Annotated in this window: 18 protein-coding genes; 5 read left to right on the top strand and 13 right to left on the bottom strand. The window is 38.0% G+C overall.

The window, feature by feature from the left end; genetic code table 11:
- Nucleotides 1-50: 50 nt before the first annotated feature.
- Both gcvT and CBW18_RS01365 read left to right on the top strand, forming a co-directional pair.
- A complete protein-coding gene (gene gcvT, locus CBW18_RS01370) occupies nt 51-1,130 on the top strand; it encodes a glycine cleavage system aminomethyltransferase GcvT (protein WP_088299466.1) in 1,080 nt (359 codons plus the stop codon).
- An 80-nt stretch (nt 1,131-1,210) separates the two neighbouring features.
- Complete coding sequence (locus CBW18_RS01365; RefSeq protein WP_088299465.1) at nt 1,211-1,927, top strand: 2-phosphosulfolactate phosphatase; 717 nt, start codon at nt 1,211-1,213, stop codon at nt 1,925-1,927.
- Here the strand turns inward: CBW18_RS01365 and CBW18_RS01360 are convergent.
- From CBW18_RS01360 to gldB, 4 genes are all read right to left on the bottom strand, one after another.
- Nucleotides 1,924-2,853 carry a hypothetical protein gene (locus tag CBW18_RS01360; protein ID WP_140418615.1) on the bottom strand — a complete coding sequence of 310 codons (930 nt, stop codon included), beginning with the start codon at nt 2,851-2,853 and terminating at the stop codon, nt 1,924-1,926. The two genes, CBW18_RS01365 and CBW18_RS01360, sit on opposite strands and share 4 nt — an antisense overlap.
- Nucleotides 2,854-2,907: 54 nt before the next feature.
- Entirely contained in the window at nt 2,908-3,708 is an 801-nt protein-coding gene (locus tag CBW18_RS01355; protein WP_088299463.1) for a M12 family metallopeptidase, read from the bottom strand.
- A 282-nt stretch (nt 3,709-3,990) separates the two neighbouring features.
- Nucleotides 3,991-4,761, bottom strand: coding sequence for a patatin-like phospholipase family protein (locus tag CBW18_RS01350; RefSeq protein ID WP_088299462.1), 771 nt, complete (start codon nt 4,759-4,761; stop codon nt 3,991-3,993).
- Between the two features lie 93 nt (nt 4,762-4,854).
- Entirely contained in the window at nt 4,855-5,889 is a 1,035-nt protein-coding gene (gldB, locus tag CBW18_RS01345) for a gliding motility lipoprotein GldB (RefSeq protein ID WP_088299917.1), read from the bottom strand.
- A 26-nt stretch (nt 5,890-5,915) separates the two neighbouring features.
- On the opposite strand from gldB, the gene CBW18_RS01340 reads away from it, so the two are divergent.
- Together CBW18_RS01340 and CBW18_RS01335 are read left to right on the top strand one after the other, a co-directional pair.
- Nucleotides 5,916-6,596, top strand: a complete 681-nt coding sequence (locus tag CBW18_RS01340; protein ID WP_088299461.1) for a porin family protein — start codon at nt 5,916-5,918, stop codon at nt 6,594-6,596.
- Nucleotides 6,597-6,611: 15 nt separating this feature from the next.
- Nucleotides 6,612-8,252 carry an NAD+ synthase gene (locus CBW18_RS01335; protein ID WP_088299460.1) on the top strand — a complete coding sequence of 547 codons (1,641 nt, stop codon included), beginning with the start codon at nt 6,612-6,614 and terminating at the stop codon, nt 8,250-8,252.
- Between the two features lie 123 nt (nt 8,253-8,375).
- Here CBW18_RS01335 and CBW18_RS01330 read toward each other — a convergent pair whose 3' ends face one another.
- The 6 genes from CBW18_RS01330 to rsmI all read right to left on the bottom strand — a co-directional run bounded on the left by CBW18_RS01330 (nt 8,376) and on the right by rsmI (nt 13,753).
- A complete protein-coding gene (locus CBW18_RS01330) occupies nt 8,376-8,792 on the bottom strand; it encodes an OsmC family protein (RefSeq protein ID WP_088299459.1) in 417 nt (138 codons plus the stop codon).
- 204 nt (nt 8,793-8,996) lie between these two features.
- Complete coding sequence (locus CBW18_RS01325; RefSeq protein WP_088299458.1) at nt 8,997-9,746, bottom strand: M57 family metalloprotease; 750 nt, start codon at nt 9,744-9,746, stop codon at nt 8,997-8,999.
- Between the two features lie 124 nt (nt 9,747-9,870).
- Nucleotides 9,871-10,380: a signal peptidase II gene (lspA, locus tag CBW18_RS01320; protein ID WP_088299457.1), complete on the bottom strand. Its 510-nt coding sequence runs from the start codon at nt 10,378-10,380 to the stop codon at nt 9,871-9,873.
- 148 nt (nt 10,381-10,528) lie between these two features.
- Nucleotides 10,529-12,145: an apolipoprotein N-acyltransferase gene (gene lnt / locus CBW18_RS01315; protein ID WP_088299456.1), complete on the bottom strand. Its 1,617-nt coding sequence runs from the start codon at nt 12,143-12,145 to the stop codon at nt 10,529-10,531.
- Nucleotides 12,146-12,373: 228 nt separating this feature from the next.
- A complete protein-coding gene (locus CBW18_RS01310) occupies nt 12,374-13,018 on the bottom strand; it encodes a PH domain-containing protein (protein WP_088299455.1) in 645 nt (214 codons plus the stop codon).
- Between the two features lie 24 nt (nt 13,019-13,042).
- Complete coding sequence (rsmI, locus tag CBW18_RS01305; RefSeq protein ID WP_088299454.1) at nt 13,043-13,753, bottom strand: 16S rRNA (cytidine(1402)-2'-O)-methyltransferase; 711 nt, start codon at nt 13,751-13,753, stop codon at nt 13,043-13,045.
- Nucleotides 13,754-13,851: 98 nt separating this feature from the next.
- On the opposite strand from rsmI, the gene serS reads away from it, so the two are divergent.
- Complete coding sequence (serS, locus tag CBW18_RS01300; RefSeq protein WP_088299453.1) at nt 13,852-15,123, top strand: serine--tRNA ligase; 1,272 nt, start codon at nt 13,852-13,854, stop codon at nt 15,121-15,123.
- 130 nt (nt 15,124-15,253) lie between these two features.
- Here the strand turns inward: serS and CBW18_RS01295 are convergent, their stop codons facing one another.
- The 3 genes from CBW18_RS01295 to CBW18_RS01285 all read right to left on the bottom strand — a co-directional run bounded on the left by CBW18_RS01295 (nt 15,254) and on the right by CBW18_RS01285 (nt 17,338).
- Nucleotides 15,254-15,568 (bottom strand): hypothetical protein, encoded by a 315-nt coding sequence (locus CBW18_RS01295; RefSeq protein WP_088299452.1) that lies wholly within the window; start codon nt 15,566-15,568, stop codon nt 15,254-15,256.
- 95 nt (nt 15,569-15,663) lie between these two features.
- Nucleotides 15,664-16,356, bottom strand: a complete 693-nt coding sequence (locus CBW18_RS01290; protein WP_088299451.1) for an SIMPL domain-containing protein — start codon at nt 16,354-16,356, stop codon at nt 15,664-15,666.
- Nucleotides 16,357-16,885: 529 nt separating this feature from the next.
- Complete coding sequence (locus tag CBW18_RS01285; RefSeq protein ID WP_088299450.1) at nt 16,886-17,338, bottom strand: cold-shock protein; 453 nt, start codon at nt 17,336-17,338, stop codon at nt 16,886-16,888.
- Nucleotides 17,339-17,370: the final 32 nt, after the last annotated feature.

Below are 17,370 nucleotides of genomic sequence, written 5' to 3'. Positions count from 1 at the left end.
ATTAAACATTGCTGTTTTCTTAGTACTTTTGCGGCAAATAAAGATTAAGCATGAACAATACGGCATTAACAGAAAAACACATCGCTTTAGGCGCTAAAATGGTTCCATTCGCAGGCTATAATATGCCTGTTACTTACGAAGGCATTAATGCAGAGCATGCAACAGTACGTAACGGGGTAGGGGTTTTTGATGTGAGCCACATGGGTGAATTTATCTTAAAAGGTGAAAATGCCTTAGATTTAATTCAGCGGGTAACCAGTAATGATGCATCAAAATTGTATGATGGCAAAGTTCAGTACTCCTGCTTACCAAACCTTGATGGCGGTATTGTTGATGATCTTTTGGTTTATCGGATTGATGAAAAAACCTATATGCTGGTGGTGAATGCATCAAACATTGAAAAAGACTGGAACTGGATTCAGCAGTTTAATACCAGCAATGTTGAAATGCATAATATATCAGATCAAACCTCTTTATTGGCTATTCAGGGCCCGAAAGCTGCTGATGCATTACAAACTTTAACAGATGTAGATTTGGCATCAATGGAGTATTACACCTTTGTTAAAGGAACCTTTGCGGGTGTAGATAACGTGGTGATTTCTGCAACGGGTTATACCGGCGCAGGTGGTTTTGAAATTTACTTTGAGAACGAACACGCAGACAAAATCTGGGAAGCTATTTTTGAAGCGGGTAAAACCTATAATATTAAGCCGATTGGTTTAGGTGCACGTGATACCTTACGTTTAGAGATGGGGTTTTGCTTGTATGGAAATGATATTGACGATACCACTTCACCTATTGAGGCTGGTTTAGGCTGGATTACTAAATTCTCCAAATCTTTTACCAATTCTGAAGCCTTACTTGCCCAAAAAGAAGCCGGGATTCAAAAGAAACTGGTAGGTTTTGAAATGATCGACCGTGGTATTCCACGTCATGATTATGAAATAGCAGATGCTGAAGGAAATATTATTGGTAAGGTAACGTCAGGTACACAGGCACCATCATTACAGAAAGCAATTGGTATGGGGTATGTAACTAAAGATTTTTCGAAAGAAGGAACTGAGATTTTTATAAACATCCGCAATACACCCATTAAAGCCAAAGTAGTTAAATTTCCTTTTTATAAATAATATTTGAGACAGTAGATATGAGATTTAAGCGCAATAATGCTTTATCTCATATCACAAATCTCAATACTCACATCCAGCGTATGTCTAAAAAAATAGAAGTTTGTCTAACCCCCGCATTGATTGATTTATACGATATTAAGGAAAGTATTGTAGTGGTAATTGATATTTTAAGGGCTACATCTTCCATTACTTACGGAATTGCTAATGGTGCTGAAGCTATTATCCCTGTGGCTAATGTTGAGGATTGCCTGAAGTATAGTGACTGTGGTTTTTTATTGGCTGCGGAAAGAAACGGTGAAGTGGTAGCCGGTTATGATTTCGGAAATTCACCTTTTTCTTATACCAGCGAAAAAGTCGAAGGGAAGACTATCGTCCTTACCACCACCAACGGAACCAAAGCATTGCATCTGGCGCAAAAAAATGCACATCAGGTCGTGATCGGTTCATTCCTGAATCTGGATTCACTCTGCGATTATTTATCTGCTCAACATAAAAATGTATTGCTATTATGTGCAGGCTGGAAAGATCAGTTCAATTTGGAAGATACCTTGTTTGCCGGTGCTGTAGTAAATAAACTGCGGAAACACTTTGAGCATTTCGATGATTCCAGCGTTGCAGCCGAGGATTTATATTCATTGGCTAAAGGTGATTTGAGGAAGTATCTTTATAAGTCGTCACATAGCCACCGTTTAGCTCAGCTTAATATTGAGGAAGATGTCATATTTTGTTTGCAGCTTAATATCTGTTCTGCTATTCCGGTTTTAGCAGGTGATCGCCTGGTTGCTTTGAAGCATTAAAACAAGAAATTAAAGCCGAATGTAATCGTATTTCTGCGGAAGTTTGCGCCATTAAATCGGGTCTCTTCAATGTTTTTACCAATTAGATAGGCACGGTCAATGCCCTTTTTGGTATTTACATTATTTGTTTGATAATCAATGGAGAACTGTAGATCCTTATTAACTGGAATTGATACACTGGCGTAACCTGTTAAAGCGAAAGAGTTGGCTTTTTGTGTAAAACTGACAGGCTTTTCAAAAGCGGGAATCAGGTTCCAGTTGGCTTTAGCAGAATAGGAATAGAAACCATTCAAAATACCTGCGCTGATATAGAATTTTTTCATCTTTAAAATGGCTTCGACCCCGAAATCAAACCCGTTATATTTGGTTTGATACGTGGAATTTAATCCAATAGCCTGTGTGTTACCAGCGTTTTCCAATAGGTTAAATTGATGCTGGTTATAGGTGAATGCAATAATTGGGAAAATACTCACCAAACCGAAATTTACGGCTCTGTATTTTAGTTGTACCTGCGTAGATAACAAGTATCCTTTGCCCGCATCAAAAAGATCGTAATAAAAAGCATTCTTACGGTTATCATCTGCATAATCCGTATCTTCTGCATCACCTTTAACAATGTCTGTGTATTGTGTAGCAGCCTTGATGTAGAGCCTATCAGTAATTTGATATTGAACATCTAATCCAAAATCTGGTCCTCTTAAATTCTTCCAGATCAGTTCTGATAAGATGTTGGGGCTTGTGCCGGATAAGTTACCCGCTATAGACCAATTAAATTCAGCTCGACTTAAACCAATGTTTGGCTTAATTTCCCATTTATGGGTGATCTGCTGTGCTGATGTAACCCTACCAAAAAGCATAATGACTATAAAAAATAAAATGCTTTTGAAAGAAAAAACCTGCAAAGGATTAAACATATAGTATTTCATTCTTAGCCGTTTATATACACATAGTGGAGCGCTCCACTATGTGCAAAATTTAGTTTAAAATGGATATACTGATTTAATGAATGTTTTGTCAGTATCAGATAATACATTGTTCCAGCCTACTTCGAAATCTCCTACGGTTAAATCATTTGAAATAGCGTAATGCATAATCGATTTGGCATCATAAGCACTATAGTTTGTTTCTGCTGTGCTGTATTTTGCAAACAAATTGTTATCAACCTGTGCCTGGGTCCAGAAGTTGGGTGAGCCAGCATAATAAGCGTAAACTGCTGGTTTATCCCATGGAATTGAAACCAGTGGCTGCTGGTGTTCATGGATCATACCTAAAGCATGGCCAAATTCATGAATAACTACACGGCTATATTCAGTATCTGCTGTGGTTGCCGTAAACCATCCAAAATTCATTGTAGCATTTCCGCTGGCAATACTGTTGGCATCTTTACCTATGTAAGACCATGAACCATCTCCGCTGACAAAGCTAACCCGGATGGCTGCCGTATTATCATTTGTTACGAAATTGAATTTGATGTTTGCATATTTTTCCCATTCTCTGGCAAATTGAATCACCTTGTTTCTAATGGCTAAAGTACTTCCATTTAAGCTGACTTTTAATGTGGTTCCGGGTGTCCATTTCTTTGTTTTTACAACGGCGCCTCTCGGGTTAGTTCCATCAGGAAATCTTTCCGTACAAATTTTAATATCAGCAAGTGGATTTGTGCCAAGTTTTTCTTGTTGATCAACAACTGAAGATTCTGTTGCTATATTCTTTTTACAGGCGTAAAATGTGGTACTCATCGCAAATGCGATCAATAGCAATCTATTCAATTTTAATTTCATGTTTTCGGTTTTTAGGTTAGTATTTTAATCTGATGACAAGCTTAGGATCAGATCAAAATATGGCAAAAACCGGAATTTTCCTTTTGTCAAAAAAGGAAATAGTTGAGTGGCACATAAGAAGTTTAGGTTAAGTTGTTCTCCATTTGCAGATGATCCTAATCTAAAACTTTATTCGTTAATCGCCAAAAGATATGTAATATTTATATTGCGTATATGTATTTCAACTAACATATATGAGTATGGTTAAAAATGCTGTAATATGGCGTTCAAATTAATTTCTGATTACTTGCTGATCAATTGAGAAATAGTTGGATTGTTTTTAATTGTAATTAAAGCTTCTTCATGCGCTAACCAGTAAATGTCTTCAGCACGTTTCATATCGAAGGTACTAATGGCACCCAGGCCTTTTGGTTCGATCAGAACATTACAGAACTTTGCTTTTCTTTCCATATCATGGTTAATAGACATAATTCCGGCTCTTCCCATTAAATTGGTAATCCCCGTAATTTTATCTACGGGTTTAAGGTGATTGCATGACGAACCGATAATAAAGTCGCAGTCTTCCATTAAAGGTTCAACAGGAAAATTATTTAAAATTCCGCCATCAACATACATCTGCCCATCAATCATAATGGGCTTAAAAATACCAGGAATACAACTTGATGCATGTATGGCCCTGATTAATGGTCCTTTGGTGAAATAGACCAAACGGCCTTCGCTAAAATTTACTGCTGCAATGGTTAGCGGAATCTTTAATTTTTCAATGGCATTTTCAGGAAAGTACTCCTTCAAAATCATAGCCGTATTTTCAATATTGATTAAACCTAATGAGCCAACAGCAGGTCTTACAAATCGCCACAATTTGGTTTTAAGAAAAATACTTAATCCTTCTTCCGGGTCAATTCCTGCAGCGAAGAATGCACCGGCAATTGCACCGGCACTGGTACCACTGATGTGGCTAAAAGTAATCCCTAAGTTGCTAAATGCCTTTAGAACACCTAAATGAGCAATGCCCCTTATTCCTCCTCCTGATAAAACGATGCCTACTTTCATAAAATTAATTAATGGCTTAATGGATGGTTAGATAACTGAATTGATTAATTGTTGCAAGATGAACATCACCTTTATTGGTCAGCTATTACTATTTCATTTCTGCTTCGGTTTATATTTCGACTGATTAAGGATTTTCTGTGCATCATGGTCAGCCATCAATTGTTGTAGTGTCACTTTAGGATTTTCATCCATATATTTTCTCACGATCTGCCAACCTGTCCACACGCCTAATTTAGGTGCCGAATCCCTGTTTTCGCCTAAACCTGGAGTAAAAGGGCCTTCAGATAGAAATACCTGAATTTTCTGATCGTCTGTTTCATAGAGGTAATTTTTTTCCAAAAAATATGCCCAGATATCGCCTTCAAATTGTTGAGCCCACTGCAGCTGTTCGGTGCTGTACCCGATTTTAACTGAATCAGTAATGTTTTCCGGTAAAACCTGATCAAGAAAGTATAATATCTTTCCCTGGAAAATCATTTTGGAGAGTAATGTCCGGTTTTCATCAGGTTCAGGAAAGAGCTCTTCGTGTGCATAGGTTTCTGCCACACGCGGAACAATATATTCGGGTGTAAAACGTCTAGACAGGTACAACGGAACACTCTGAACAATTGCTTTATAAAATTTGCTGTCCTTGCCTAAAAACATATCCAAACCAATGCCCAGATACTGATCACCCACTGGCATCTGATAGGCAAAACCAGAAACAAATGAAATGAATTTCGGAATTTTAGCCTTAGGATAATAGTATTTAATGTATTTGAAAGTTTGGGTCAGGCCTGCCTCCTGTGGTTTGAGGTTGGGGAAAACACTGTCCACATCCTTTGTTAAGTCTGTATAAGCCTGATCTTTAAATAATGTGCTTAATACTTCATCATTACTATACTCAGGTGAGCCAATCATCCGGTGGATATAATCCTCATAAAACAAACCATAGCTTTTGGTCAGCATTTGATTCACTTCACTGGCATTTCTGTTTTTAGCAGCATAAAGTATATGATCGAACCGATCAATTTTAATATCCAGGTTTATGTTGCTCACATCAGGCCTGTTTGCCTGTTTGCATGAAATAAATGCAATGGCAAAAAGAAAAATTAGATAGATTTGTCTGTGTTTTACGTTATCAATCATGTTAAACAAATATAAACACATCCAGCATGAAAAAAATATCAACAATTTTAATTTTCTCATTACTCAGTTTCAGTGCTTTTGCTCAACTTCCAAAGTTAAATAATTACGGATTCCGGTTAGGCTTAACAGCATCGCCAACCTTTGGCTGGGTAAAACCTGAACAAGGTAAAACCGATGGCGTGGCTTTAGGCTTCTCTTACGGATTAATAGGGGATTTCAATTTTGCGCCCAATTATAGCTTTTCAACAGCATTAACCATTACGACTATGAATGGAAAAAGCACAGAGGTTGATCCGGCATATATTAAAAGCCTGGATGTAGGAGCCAATAAGAGTATCCCCGTAGCTTACGATTTAAAGTATAAAGTTCAGTACCTGGAATTGCCATTAACGATAAAACTTAAGACTGAAAAGGATAATGGGAGACGTTTTTATGGTCAGTTTGGTTTGTCGAATGCTATTTTATTAAGTGCTAAACAAGATGCGGTAAGCAGTACGGTTAAGCTAAATGATGTAAGAATTGGTGATCGTACTAAGTTTTACCGGGCCGGGCTAATCATTGGTGGTGGCGGCGAATTTGATATTTCAGGAAATACCAGCATAGTGGCAGGCTTAACGTTAAATAACGGGTTTACCAGTATTACCACCGAAAAAAACAGGGATGTTAGAAGTCACTATTTAGCGTTAAATTTCGGCGTATTCTTTTAAAAATTATCAATTATTATGAAAATAGCATTAGCGCAACTTAATTATCACATCGGCAACTTTGAGGCAAATACTCAAAAAATAATTGATCATATTAAACTGGCTGAAGATAAGGGAGCTGATTTGGTTGTATTTGCAGAACTGGCCATTTGCGGCTACCCACCCAGAGACTTTTTAGAATTTGATGAATTTATATCTCTTTGTGAAGAAGCTGCACAGAAAATCGCTGCGCACTGTAAGCACATTGCTTGTATTATAGGGTTGCCTGTTAAAAATAATTTCCCCCAAGGTAAAGACCTGCATAATGCGGCCTATTTTATTGAAAACGGGCAGATAAAAGCAGTTGTGAAAAAGGCCTTGTTGCCTACTTATGATATTTTTGATGAATACCGATATTTTGAACCATCCACATCATTCAGCTGTATTGATTTTAACGGGAAGAAAATTGCCTTAACCATTTGTGAAGACCTTTGGAATATTAACGACAATCCATTATATGTTTCAAACCCGATGGATGAGCTGATAAAGGAACAGCCAGACATGATGATTAACATTGCCGCCTCACCTTTTTCTTATACTCACGACGATGAACGCATAAAAGTGCTTTCTGATAATGCTAAAAAATATCATCTGCCTGTTTTCTACGTGAACCAGGTGGGTGCACAAACGGAAATTATTTTTGATGGCGGATCCCTTGTTTTCGATGCAGACGGAGCAATGAAGGCGGAAATGAAATATTTTGAAGAAGATCTTCAGGTTTTCGATCTGGAAGAAGTTGAACATGTACGGAACAAATATCCAGAAGCAGAACGTTTAACTGATATTGAGCAAATTCACGATGCATTGGTACTTGGTATTCAGGATTATTTCAAAAAATCAGGATTTACAAAAGCTGTTTTGGGCTTATCAGGAGGGATTGATTCTGCCGTGGTTTGTGCACTGGCCTGTCGCGCTTTGGGTGCAGAAAATGTGATGGCTGTATTAATGCCTTCTAAATTTTCTTCTGATCATTCTGTTCAGGATGCCCTGGATTTAGTCGATAATTTTGGCTGTATGCATGAAATCATTCCGATTAAAGCAGTTGCTGATGCATTTGATGCAGCGTTGGCACCAGCCTTTAAGGGTTTGCCTTTTAACCTGACGGAAGAAAATATTCAGGCGAGGTCTCGCGGAACCATTGTAATGGCCATGAGCAATAAATTTGGTTATATCTTGCTCAATACCTCTAATAAAAGTGAATGTGCGGTGGGATATGGTACCCTGTATGGCGATATGTGTGGTGCCATTGGTGTAATTGGTGATGTATACAAAACCCAGGTTTTCGAACTGGCAAAATATATCAATAAAGAGGGCGAACTCATTCCGGTAAATACTATTGTAAAGCCACCTTCTGCCGAGCTCAGGCCAGATCAGAAAGATTCGGATTCCTTGCCGGAATATGATGTCTTAGACAAAATTCTGTACCATCATATTGAAGAAAAACAAGGCTCAAAAGCCATTATTGCAAAGGGGTTTGATGAAACTCTGGTGCAGCGGATTTTAAAAATGGTGAATATTGCTGAGTTTAAACGTTATCAAACACCTCCGATTTTAAGGGTCTCGCCAAAAGCATTTGGAATGGGAAGAAGAATGCCAATTGTTGGAAAGTACATGGCATAATATAAAATCAATAACTAACTCTATCGAATAAAGTGATTTTGTTGAATTAGCTAAGGTGTAATTTAAAACTTTGACAGCTTTAATAAGCATTATGCCCTTAAAGTTGTCAAAGTTTATGGAGATTTAGGCTAATGTTGCATCAACTTTGATTGAGGTATTAAGCAATTTTGAAATCGGGCAGTTTTTCTCTGCATCCGCAACCAATTCATCAAATTTTTCCTGGGATAAGCCTGGCACAGTGGCGGTTAATGTCAGGTGAGATTCTACAATTTCACCTTTTGAAGGATCTAAATTGATATCGCATTTGGTTTCCAGTTTATCTGCGGTGAATCCGGCTTCACCAAGATTGGCGGATAACTTCATGGTAAAACAACCCGCATGCGCAGCGGCTATTAATTCTTCGGGGTTAGTGCCCACACCTTCTGCAAAGCGTGAATTAAATGAATACTGGGTGTTGTTTAACGTGGTACTTTGTGTGGTAATGTTACCAGCGCCTTCTTTAATAGATCCTTGCCATACGGCTGTTGCATTTCTTTTCATGATTGGGTTTTATTTTGGTTGTTTTTTGTTTGTTAACACTTAAAGATAATTATATGTTTGTTTAAGGTGGCAATTCCGGTTATAAAAAATACCGGTCAACTCCATTTCAAATCACATCAATCTATTCCAAAAAAAGAAGCTGTCTCAGAGAAACAGCTTCCATTACATTACGATCTTTAGGTTCTTAATTATCTGGTTGATTCATTATAAAGGGTACAAGGCTGCGGTAGCCAACTTATCTTTTGATGATAACACGGTGGCACCACTTCCGCATTGTCCGCCATTCATGAGGGATTGGGCATCTGTTCCGCCAACTCCGGGTACATTAATGGTGGTAGATTGATTGGTATGTCTGAAAGAAATGGTATGTCCGAACTCATGTGCTATTGTTCTCTGGCGTTGAGCAAAAGAATTGTTTTGAATCAGTGCCTGGTTAATCCAAACCGTATTGCCTGCAAGGCCATTAGATGTTGACAGATAGGCCTGCCCGCAGGTAGAACTTCCAATGGAATTGTCAACTTTAATCAGAATATCATAAACAGTACCGGTGGTAATTACAAACCTGAGCCTGGAGTTCGGTACGGTGTTCCATTGGTTAATGGCACCATTAATCTCACTGGTCATGCTGGTGATAGATGGATCGATTTTAACACGTATGCTCCTGCTGTTGGTTACAACATATCCATTGTAATACTGCTCGGTTATCTGATTTCCCTTATCTGCAGGAATATCCATGTATTTACTAAACACCATGTCTCCGTCAACGATATAGTTGTCTCCTTTTTCAACAATTTGTGCCTCTGAAAACCCTAATTTTTTAATGTAGGCCAAAACTTTATTGGGTTGAGCGGTTTCTGTTTGCTGTTCCGGGAGGATTTCATTTTTCTTGGAACACGAAATAATGAAGATTGAAAGTAGCGCAATTAATGCGGCGTTTTTAAATAGATTTTTCATAGTTTAGTTTTAGGTTGACCGTAATGACTGATATCACTATCGTAAATATAGTATAAAAAATACAAAAATGTATTCTTTAATCTTGATGAGTGTAGTTCATTTTGTTCAAACTAATTTTCTATAGCTAAACCAACCCGTTTTGCTTGATCAGATTTCCCTTAACAGATTGAAGAAGTAAAATTCCTATACCGATCATAATGGAAATATCAGCGAAATTAAATACGCCTGTTTGAAAAATATGGAAATCCATATGCATAAAATCCGTAACTGATCCATGCACCATCCGGTCGTATAAATTACCGATGCCGCCACCAATTAAAAAACATAAAGCGATTTGCATGGTCGATGGCAGGTCAGGCTTAGCAAACAGGTAATAAAGACCATAGCCCAGAAATAAGAGAGGCAAACCCGTTAAGATAATTAGCCTGAAAGCATAAGGCATGTCGTCACCTAAGCTTAAGAAAGCACCACTATTTTCAACCTTCGTTAGGGTAAAGAAATTTTTGATCAATACAATGTGCTCATAATCAGAAATCTCCAGTCTTACAATAATCTTTGAAATCTGATCTACTGCAATATTTAAGATTAACAAAACGATAAGGAAAAATCTGGTAAAGTTTTTATGGTACTGCATAAGTTTTTAATAAGGGTCATTGGTTATTTGCTGTGGAATAACCAATTCTTTATTGAACTCTGGAATTAATTTTTAGGTTTAATTTTATTTCTTGGCATTTATAAAGTACCTGTCTTTCTACCCAATATCAGATAGACAATCTATCTTATTATTTTTTTACCCATTTTTTATAAGGTATAATCAATACCAATAAAATGGCCAGGAAGCTTAATACTTTTGCAATGATATCACCACTTTTTACATAAAATGTAACCTCATCATTCAAGTTGATATCGCCCTTCAATGCAGTTCTGGTCCACCACTTGGTGCTTTGGGTTACATCGCCGCGCTGATTGATGAAACAAGAAATGCCGGTGTTGGCTGACCTGGCAATATCCCGGTGTGTTTCTATTGCCCTAAGCTTGGCGTATAGGGCATGCTGGTCTTTCCCGGAGGTATTGCCCCACCAGCCATCGTTGGTAATAATGGCAATAAACTGGGCCCCATCCTTAACCTGTTGCCCGATCCAATCCCCCCACAGACTTTCATAACACACTACGGGGGCTGCGCCAATTCCGCTTTGCGCATAAAGCACACTTGGTTTTTCCTGCCAGCCCCATCCGCCAACAGTGCCTCCCAATTGCGCAAAAACACCATCCAAAAAGGAAAATACTTTAGGGAAAGGCATTTTCTCTACACCAGGTACCAGCTTTGATTTATGGTAGAACTGAACGTTTGATGAGTTTTCGACCTGCATTGCCGCATTGAAATTATCAAAGTATAGCCTCTGTCGTTCATCATATTTGGCTGTAATGGTCTTTTTATTGGGATAAACCTTAATACTTTCTATTCCGGTAATCAGGGTGCCGTTTTTATATTTACTTAAGAAGTTTTGCAATGTAATAAAATCAGTGTTGCTGCGAATCTGATCTTCATCGGCATAGTTCGGAATAGCCGTTTCGGGCCAGATAAAATACTCGGTATTGGGTTGAGCAACCGAATCAGACAGCTGTGTGAGGATTTTAATTTGTTCTGCCGGAGGAATTTCGCTCAGTTTTAAATAAGGATCAATATTGGGTTGCACGACTACAACGTTGCTGGGTGTGCCTTTTTGCGTTGCAGTAAAATATTTGGTGAGTGATATGGAAACAGGAATAATAACGACCAGGGCCCAGGTAATAACCGGTCTGAATTTTAAATATCCGGAGGCTGATTTCAGCTTTTTATACGCTTCAAAGGCAAGGATATTGCTGGTTATAATCCAAAGCGAACCGCCATAAATGCCCGTATAATCATACCATTGTGCCAATTGGTGCATTCCTGCCAATCCATTACCAAGCGTCATCCAGGGAAAGGCTAAATCCCAGGTTTGTTGTAAGTATTCCAAAGCAATGTAAAAGGATATTAAGCCCAGGTAGGCTATTTTTTTATTTACGTATTTACCCAGGCGGTAATATAACCAAAAGGCAAAAGTCATGAGGAGCGCACCTAAACCAAATGGAATTAATGATACCGGAATGGCAACAATTGCACCATTATAAGCACTAATGGCATTATAAACCCAGTAAATAGATGCCGAATTCCATAGCAAAAACGTTAAACCAGCTGTTAAGAAGATGCATCTGCCTTGTTTTTTTTGTTCGTTCTTAGCGATTTCATCCAGCGCGATGAATAAAGGAACCCATGCTACCAGTAATAATGGTGTTGAAAACGGCATGGGTGGCCAGGCCAGCCAAAGCAAAAATGCACTTAACAAGGCAAGGAGGTAAGTCTGTTTGGGTTTCATTTTAAGGTAATTTGTTGTGCTGAAGCATTATTTATTTATCATGGAACATTAAAAATGCTAAAAGGCAATCTTTGTGGGGTGGGATGAAGCAATCTCTTTCGCTAAAATAATATCTTGAATGAAATTGCTTCAGTTGATGAAGACTGATTTTGAAGGTTGAAATAAAAGTCAACGGTAGTGATGAGATAATAGTCCGTACACAAAGGGGCGAAATGGATCGTCCAAGGGCTACAAACTATCTAAAATATCCGCTTTTTTTGCTTCGTATTCTTCCTGAGTAATCAGGTGCTTGTCATATAAAGTTTTCAGTTTACGCAACTTTAATGTGGTTTCATCTTCTGGTTCTTCCACTACTTCAGCAATCTGAATAGGTTCCGGAGCTTTTGGTTCTTCTATAGGTAATTCAACAACTGGTTGTGCGCTCATGCTTATTGCTGATGCCGTAGCACGGTTTTCTTCCAGCTTTTGCTGATGCAACAGTTCTTTATATTCTTCCAACTGCTGGTTAGCTGCCTGATGTAATTTTCTGGCCTGTATTTTCGGGATAAACTCTGTTACGATATTCTCACCATATTGTGGAACGCATATAAATTTCGAACCAAAAAGTTCTTCTTTAAAGGAAACTTCCTTGATGCTTTTCCAGGAAATATCCTTGAAATTCATGGTCAGACCCAAATTGCCCGGTTCACAATAAAAAATCCTTTTGTTGGAGATGGCAATACTATCCGGAAGTAAGTTTACAGCCGGTTTTTTCTGTACCGCCAGGTAAAGGATTTCCTCTCCGGTAGTTAGAAGATCATTTAGTTTTCCAATTACTTTTTCTACTGCTTTTGGATCCTGTTCATCGCTCAAGAATCTATCTATGCTAATCATATGTTACGTTTATTTGTGTTAGTGCTATTCAGCATCTTCATATTTGTTTTTACTTTTTGTTGCAGGTTTGCCTGCTATGCAAATTACAAATTCTCCCTTTAAAGTATTGTTTTCAAAATGAGATTTTATTTCCACTAAAGTGCCACGAACTGTTTCTTCAAACATCTTAGTTAATTCCCGACTAACGGATGCCTGTCTGTCTTCGCCCAGATACTGTGCAAACTCTTCCAGAGTCTTCAATAAACGATGCGGACTTTCATAAAGTATAATGGTACGTTCCTCTTCAGCCAGTTTTCTAAACTTTGTCTGGCGACCTTTTTTAACCGGAAGAAAGCCCTCAAATGCAAAGGCATCAGCCGGTAAACCAGAATTCACCAATGCAGGTACAAAAGCAGTGGCACCCGGAAGGCATTCTACCGGAATATCATTTTTGATCGCCTCGCGGACCAGGAAAAAGCCTGGATCCGAAATGGCTGGCGTACCTGCATCAGAAATCAGGGCAATTTTTTGGCCTTCCTGCAGGAATTTAATAATTTCTGAAGTAGCCTTATGCTCGTTATGCTGGTGATGGGAGAAAACGCGTTTATCAATGCCAAAGTGCCTGAGCATAGGTGCACTGGTGCGGGTATCTTCCGCCAGGATTAAATCACACTCTTTTAAAATCCGAATGGCCCTGAAGGTCATGTCTTCTAAATTCCCTATTGGTGTGGGTACGAGAAAAAGTTTGCCACTCATATTTCAGTTTTCAGTTTGCCATTCACAGTTTACAGTTTTTTCCAAACTCCTTACCCCAAACTCCAAACTCTTGCTATCTTTGCTTAAAAAAATTAATAATGCTGCAAGTTAACTATATCCGCGAAAATAGAGAGAAAGTTTTAGAACGTTTAAGTGTACGTAACTTTAAACAACCAGAGCTGGTAGATGAAATCATTAAAATTGATGAAGAGCGCCGTTCCACTCAAACGTCCTTGGATGCCATTTCTGCGGAAGCCAATGCAGCAGCCAAACAGATTGGTGATTTAATGCGTGCGGGTAAAAGGGATGAAGCTGAAGTCATTAAAACACAAACCGCATCCCATAAAGAAAATATAAAAAACATGGGTGAGCAGCTGGCTGAACTGGAAGCAGCACAGTTTAATTTACTTGTTCAGCTGCCAAATTTACCACATGATCTGGTACCGGAAGGTACTACACCCGAAGAAAATAAAACGGTTTATACTTTTGGTGAACCGGCTGAATTGCCCGCTAAGGCTTTGCCACACTGGGAACTTGCTGCAAAATATGATATTATCGATTTTGAACTGGGTGTAAAAATTACAGGAGCGGGCTTTCCGGTATATAAAGGAAAGGGCGCAAGATTACAAAGGGCATTGATTAATTTCTTTTTAGATCAGGCTATCGAAGCAGGATACAATGAAGTGCAGGTGCCTCATTTGGTTAACGCAGCTTCTGGTTTTGGTACGGGTCAGTTGCCGGATAAAGAAGGTCAGATGTACCATTCTACTGTTGACGATTTATATTTAATTCCTACAGCTGAAGTTCCGGTTACCAATTTATATCGCGATGTTATTTTGAAAGAAGAAGATTTGCCGGTTAAAAACACGGCTTATACACCTTGCTTTCGCAGGGAAGCTGGCTCTTATGGCGCACATGTTCGTGGTTTAAATCGTTTACATCAGTTTGATAAAGTGGAATTGGTGCAAATCACACATCCTGATCAATCTTATCAAACCCTTGAAGATATGAGTGCCTACGTGCAATCGTTATTGCAAAAATTAGGTTTGCACTACCGCGTGTTATTGTTGTGTGGTGGTGATATGGGCTTTGGTTCTGCCATGACTTATGATATGGAAGCCTGGAGTGGAGCGCAAGGAAGATGGCTGGAAGTTTCTTCAGTGTCAAATGTTGAAACTTTCCAGAGTAACCGCTCAAAAATCCGTTTTAAAGGGGCTACAGGAAAAACACAGTTGGTACATACCTTAAATGGAAGTGCTTTAGCTTTGCCTCGTATTGTGGCATCCATTCTAGAAAACTATCAAACAGAGAACGGAATTAAAATTCCAGAGGTATTGGTAAAATATACAGGCTTCGATTTTATTGACTAAACTTAGTAAACGTCAGCTCTGAGCTCACCGTCATTGCGGAGAAGGCTTTTTCAGCCGACGATATTGTAAAAACAAAAAGCTTTGCAGCAATGCAAAGCTTTTTGTTTTTTATAGGTAGATGTTATTTTAATTATAAAATCAGGATCAATAATAAGATGATGATGATAATTGCACCAACAGAAAGATAAACACCACCTGATACCGCACGTGCCTGACCTTTCAATTCTCTTAATTCGCTGCGTAAAGCTTTACGCTCTGCTCTCGTTAAGTTAGATTTGTCCATGTCTCTGATTTCTTCCACACGGGTTTTAATTTTCTCTAATTTTAACGTCTGCTCGGCCGTTAATTCGGTAGGATTTTTTGCAGGTTTATCAGCAGCCTGTACTGAATTGAAACTGATACCCAAAGTGAAAATCAGAGCTAAAGTGTAAATGAATTTTTTCATAATTTTATTTTTTTTAGTGTTCGATGACTACTAAACAAAAAACCTATCAAAATGTTCTGATAGGTTTTAAGTCAATGTTAAATTATTATCACGTATTACTTAATTTCAAAAACCACATTAACGGTGAAGTTTAGTTTGATTTTCTTGAAGTCGATTTCCGGAGCGGTATCTGCAGAAGTTTCAGCCATTGCAGATTGAGCCATGAAATTTCTGTACACGGGCTGAATAATATTATCGCCACCATCCTGAATTTCAATGACACTGCCCAACTTACCATTTAATGCCTCTACCATATAAGTTGCCTTTTCTTTGGCAGATAATAGTGCTTTAATTTTGAGGTCTTTTTTCAGGCTTTCAATTTTAGAGTAAGAATAATTCTCGATGTTGGTATTCGCAACGCCTTTAGGATCCAGTTCATCAAGGATGGCATTAAATTTATTTAAATCGCTCACTTTTAAACGGTACTGTTTACTGGCCAGAAAATCAGGATTTTTTTTCTTTGATGTCTGATCGTTCCAGCTGCTTAAATTGCTCACGGTTAAATTTTCTTTGGCGATTCCGGCTTTCTGTACAGCGGCATAAAGCTTATTTTCCAGTTCAGTGATTTCTACCTTTTTCTTCCCGTTTAAATATTCCTTTAAAGAAATACCGATGTAAATGATGTCGGGGGTTACTTCAGTTTCTGCGTTACCGCTCACACTGATTTTTCTGCGTAAATCTGCTTGTTGAGCCATGGCGGTGGATAATCCTAAAAATGCAACTAGTGCAATTGCTATTAACTTTTTCATAATTCTATTTTCTATGTGTGTGCAGTAATGATGTAAGCAAACAGCAAATTCCACACCGGGATTATAAAAATTTTTAAATAAAGGAAAAGTAAAGATTAAAACTGATGTTTATCGTTTGCCTTAAATGTATGTTTGTTTATAACAATGGCTTCTTCATAAGTTAGTTATAGAATATGCCTGTCTAGGCAATATTAGATCACAAACCGTAAATACTTAAATTGAAGTTAGAAAAATAAATCTGGATAATTGCTTACATATCCTGAATGCGATGAAATAGTTGTGAATAAATCTGTAAATAAAGTTATTCATCCGCAAAAGCAAACTCAACAAAGCAACGTTGCCTCGTTTATTTTAGATGAAGGGAAGAAAAATGATTTTTTTGATTGAAATGAAAAAAAATGCGCTAGGTTTTATGCTTAAATAGACGGAAATATAAATGTTTATAAAACCTGGCGCAGCAGAATTTGATCTGCATATTTTTTATCTTATTGCTGTTTTTGAGAAAGCAATATGGAGCGTTTAATAACGATTAAACTTTAGATACCTTAACAGCTGTCGGACCTTTTTGACCCATTTCTACTTCAAAAGTAACTTTATCACCCTCTTTGATTTGAGTAACCAAGCCATTTGCATGTACGAAAATACTATCCTGAGTTTCGGTGTTTTTTATAAAGCCGTAACCTTTACTGTCATTAAAGAAAGTAACAGTACCTTTTTTAACCGGATTTTCGTCGATAATATCTTCCTGTCTGGTGATACCGATCTGAACATCCTCAATGTTAAATACTTTTTTCTTTTTCGGATCTGGTGGAGTAGAAGAAATGTTTCCGTTTTCATCAACGTAAGCCATCATGTCTTCAAGTGCCAAACCTTTTTTAGCGTTAGACTGACGCTCTTCTTTTTTCTCTTGTTTGTCTTTTTGTTTCTTTAATCGTTTTTTTTCGTTCTCTTTTTTACTGTATGTCGCCTGAGATTTAGCCATAAATATATAATTGTTTTGTTTTTTTAAAAAGG

The organism is Pedobacter sp. AJM (genome assembly GCF_002197755.1).
In the GTDB taxonomy this organism is placed as follows: Bacteria; Bacteroidota; Bacteroidia; order Sphingobacteriales; family Sphingobacteriaceae; genus Pedobacter.
This window is presented reverse-complemented; position numbering and strand designations above follow the sequence as displayed.

Coding starts and splice junctions, on each gene's coding strand:
- gcvT (WP_088299466.1), top strand. CDS start 51: ATGAACAATACGGCATTAACAGAAAAACACATCGCTTTAGGCGCTAAA.
- CBW18_RS01365 (WP_088299465.1), top strand. CDS start 1,211: ATGTCTAAAAAAATAGAAGTTTGTCTAACCCCCGCATTGATTGATTTA.
- CBW18_RS01360 (WP_140418615.1), bottom strand. CDS start 2,853: ATGAAATACTATATGTTTAATCCTTTGCAGGTTTTTTCTTTCAAAAGC.
- CBW18_RS01355 (WP_088299463.1), bottom strand. CDS start 3,708: ATGAAATTAAAATTGAATAGATTGCTATTGATCGCATTTGCGATGAGT.
- CBW18_RS01350 (WP_088299462.1), bottom strand. CDS start 4,761: ATGAAAGTAGGCATCGTTTTATCAGGAGGAGGAATAAGGGGCATTGCT.
- gldB (WP_088299917.1), bottom strand. CDS start 5,889: ATGATTGATAACGTAAAACACAGACAAATCTATCTAATTTTTCTTTTT.
- CBW18_RS01340 (WP_088299461.1), top strand. CDS start 5,916: ATGAAAAAAATATCAACAATTTTAATTTTCTCATTACTCAGTTTCAGT.
- CBW18_RS01335 (WP_088299460.1), top strand. CDS start 6,612: ATGAAAATAGCATTAGCGCAACTTAATTATCACATCGGCAACTTTGAG.
- CBW18_RS01330 (WP_088299459.1), bottom strand. CDS start 8,792: ATGAAAAGAAATGCAACAGCCGTATGGCAAGGATCTATTAAAGAAGGC.
- CBW18_RS01325 (WP_088299458.1), bottom strand. CDS start 9,746: ATGAAAAATCTATTTAAAAACGCCGCATTAATTGCGCTACTTTCAATC.
- lspA (WP_088299457.1), bottom strand. CDS start 10,380: ATGCAGTACCATAAAAACTTTACCAGATTTTTCCTTATCGTTTTGTTA.
- lnt (WP_088299456.1), bottom strand. CDS start 12,145: ATGAAACCCAAACAGACTTACCTCCTTGCCTTGTTAAGTGCATTTTTG.
- CBW18_RS01310 (WP_088299455.1), bottom strand. CDS start 13,018: ATGATTAGCATAGATAGATTCTTGAGCGATGAACAGGATCCAAAAGCA.
- rsmI (WP_088299454.1), bottom strand. CDS start 13,753: ATGAGTGGCAAACTTTTTCTCGTACCCACACCAATAGGGAATTTAGAA.
- serS (WP_088299453.1), top strand. CDS start 13,852: ATGCTGCAAGTTAACTATATCCGCGAAAATAGAGAGAAAGTTTTAGAA.
- CBW18_RS01295 (WP_088299452.1), bottom strand. CDS start 15,568: ATGAAAAAATTCATTTACACTTTAGCTCTGATTTTCACTTTGGGTATC.
- CBW18_RS01290 (WP_088299451.1), bottom strand. CDS start 16,356: ATGAAAAAGTTAATAGCAATTGCACTAGTTGCATTTTTAGGATTATCC.
- CBW18_RS01285 (WP_088299450.1), bottom strand. CDS start 17,338: ATGGCTAAATCTCAGGCGACATACAGTAAAAAAGAGAACGAAAAAAAA.